Consider the following 3,437-nt stretch of genomic DNA (forward strand, 5'->3'; position numbering starts at 1 on the left):
AGAACATCGTCGGGCGCCTCAGCGGCGCGGTGCTGCTGCCCGGCAAGGGGTTCAAGGACCTGTTCGACAACAAGAAAAAGAACGACGCCTACGTCTCCATCCTCGCCAACGTGATTTTGAGCTTCTGATGCTGCTGCGCAAACTCTTCGCCCTGCTCGCCTTCGTGACGATGTGCGCCGCCTTCGGCGCAAGCGTCGTGCGCGCAGCCGAAGAAGAGAAACCGCTCAAGATCGAATATCGCTTCACCCCGCCCGCGCCGCGCGAGCAGAGCGAGGCCGCCGTCGTCCAGAAATCGGAAGGCTGCTACAGCTGCCACACGCGCACCGACCAGCCGTCGATGCACGCGACCCCCGCGGTGCGGCTCGGCTGTACCGACTGCCACGGCGGCGATGCGAGCCAGCGCGGTACGCCCAGCCTCGGCTACCAGCATCCGACGAACAAGGCAGTGATGGCGCTCGCGCATCCGCAGCCGACGCTGCCCGGCGCGTGGCACGACAGCTCGGCGAACCCGCAGCGCAGCTACACCTTGCTCAACAAGGAATCGCCCGAATTCATCCGCTTCGTGAACCCCAGCGATTACCGCGTCGCGCGCGAGGCGTGCGGCGCATGCCATCTCGAGGTGATCGAGGCGACCGAGCGGTCGATGATGTCGACCGGTGCGATGCTGTGGGGCGGCGCGGCCTACAACAACGGCATCGGGCCGTACAAAAACTATATCTTCGGCGAAGCCTATACGCGCACCGGCGAACCCGCGTGCATCCTCTCGCCCTCGTCGCGGCTGACCGCCGAGGAATATAAGGAAGCCTGCAAGCCAAGCTTCGGTTTCGACAAGATCCTGACCGACGAAGAGAAAAAGCGCGGTGCGCTCGCCAAAATGTACCCGTTGCCGCGCTGGAGCGTGCTGCCGCCGGGTGACGTCTTCCGCGTGTTCGAGCGCGGCGGGCGCAACATCAACACGCAATTCCCAGAAATCGGCCTGCCCAACCCGACGGGCAGCATCCAGCGGCTCGAGGAACCGGGGCGCCCCGATCTCAAACAGTCGAACCGCGGTCCGGGCACGGGCCTCCGCGTCTCGATCCCCGTGCTCAACATCCACAAGACGCGCCTCAACGACCCGCTGTCGTGGTTCATGGGGACGAACGACCAGCCCGGCGATTACCGCCATTCGGGCTGTTCGGGCTGTCATGTCGTCTACGCCAATGATCGCGAGCCGCGGCACAGCCTGACCTACGCGAAGTTCGGCCGCGACGGCGAGACGGCGACGGTCGATCCGACGATCGCGGGGAAGAAGTGGAAGCCCGAAGGCGGGCACGGCGGCGATAGCCATGGCGCCGAGGACGGCCATCAGGCGGGCGGCGGTCACGGCGCGCTGATCGATCCGGCCGATCCGGACGTTCCGGCACGCCCCGCATCGCCGGCGCGCGGCGAATCGGGCCACCCGATCAGCCATGCCTTCACCCGCGCGATCCCGACCTCGCAGTGCATGTCGTGCCATATGCACCAGCCGAACATCTTCCTGAACTCCTACCTCGGCTACACGATGTGGGACTATGAATCGGACGCGCCGCAGATGTGGCCGGGGCCGGACAACAGCGCGCCGCGCCCGCCGGGGATGAGCGACGAAGAGTATCGGAAGAAATACAAGCAGCAGCGCTATCCGACCGCGGCCGAGGTGCATCAGGTGCTCGAACGCAATCCCGAGGCGGCGGCGGCGCGCGGCCTGTGGGCCGACGTCGAATTCCTGCGCGACGTCTATGACGTCAACGACAGCAACAAGGACACGCAGTTCGCCGACTATCACGGTCACGGCTGGAACTTCCGCGGCATCTTCAAGCGCGACCGGAGCGGCAACCTGCTGACCGCCGACGGCAATATGTCGACCTATGGCACCGACACCGCCAACATCATCGATCCGAAGGATCCCGAAAAATGGCGCAAGAGCTGCAGCCATTATAGCGATCCCAAGGAGCGCGATCTCTGCCTGTCGAGCGCCGACCCGGGCAAGCCGGGCGTCGAGGGCAAGTTCGTGCCGCCGGGGATCAATCCCGGCAAGGCGGTCCATATGATGGACATCCACGCCGAAAAGGGGATGCAGTGCGCCGACTGCCACTTCGCGCAGGACAGCCATGGCAACGGCTATATCCAGGGCGAGGTCGCGAACGCGGTCGAGATCAGCTGCAAGGATTGCCACGGCACCGCCGACGCTTTCCCGAACCTGCTGACGTCGAATGTCGCGGCGCGGCCGCAGGGCAATAATCTGGCGCTGCTGCGCAATCCCGACGGGCGGCGGCGCTTCGAATTCCAGTATAATGACGATGCCGAGGTGATCGGGCTGATCCAGCGTTCGATCGTCGACCCGAAGCTCGAATGGCAGGTCAGTCTCGTCAAGCAGGCGGTGACCCCGGGGCCGCATTTCAACGCCAAGGCGGCGCGTGCGAAGCTGATGGCGCGGGCGGGCGCCGAGGACGGCAAGTTCGAATGGGGACCGGGGGTCGCGAAAGAAGACCGTGCGCACGGCGACGACAAGATGACCTGCTTCACCTGTCACCTGTCGTGGACCACAAGTTGCGGCGGTTGCCATTTGCCGATCGAGGCGAACTGGAAGACCAAGATGCACCATTTCGAGGGCGAGGAGACGCGCAACTTCGCGACCTATAACCCGCAGGTGGCGCGCGACGAGATGTTCCAGCTCGGCCGGCACCAGCTCACCAAGCCCGGCGAACCCGGCCCGAATGGCGAGGCGCGCGGCATCATCACGCCCGTCCGCTCGACCTCGGCGCTGGTTCTGTCGTCGACGAACATCAACCGCGAGCGCATCTATGTGCAGCAGCCGCCGGTCTCGTCGGCGGGCTATTCGAGCCAGGCTTTTGCGCCGCACTTCCCGCACACGGTGCGCCGTTCCGAAACCAAGCAGTGCAGCGACTGCCACCTGTCGGCGGCCGACGACAACAATGCGATCATGGCGCAGCTGAACCTGCTCGGCACGAATTTCGTCAATTTCGTTGGTTTGAACGTCTGGTCGGGCCAGGAAAACAGCTTCCAGGCAACGCGCGTCACCGAATGGGACGAGCCGCAGGCGGTGATCGGCAGCTACCTCCAGAAATATGCCTATCCCGATTATTGGAAGCTGCACGTCGAACGGAACGGGCGCGAGCTTAAAAATTGGGTGCGCGGCAAGACCTTCGACAAAAAGGGCTCGGGCGAAACCCACGCCCTCGAGGAGTTTGCGAACATCGTCCAAGGGACGAGCGGGCGCGTGAACTGCCTGCAACAGCGCGGCGAATATATGTTCGTGGCGGAGGGCAAGGGCGGCTTCCGCGTCTATGACGTCGCCTCGATCGGCAACAAGGGCTTCTCCGAACGCATCGTCCGCGCGCCTTTCTCTGCGCTCGGGCAGGATACGCATGTGAAGACGAAGAATGCGACGTGCATGGCGA

1 protein-coding gene is annotated in these 3,437 nt (G+C 64.6%); it reads left to right on the forward strand.

Annotated features, from left to right (window positions below; genetic code table 11):
* Positions 1-127: 127 nt before the first annotated feature.
* A partial coding sequence (locus tag VGD20_RS16365; protein WP_414714588.1) for a hypothetical protein occupies positions 128-3,437 on the forward strand: 3,310 nt, incomplete at its 3' end.

The sequence above is a fragment of the Sphingopyxis sp. genome (assembly GCF_036402335.1).
Classification (GTDB): domain Bacteria; phylum Pseudomonadota; class Alphaproteobacteria; order Sphingomonadales; family Sphingomonadaceae; genus Sphingopyxis.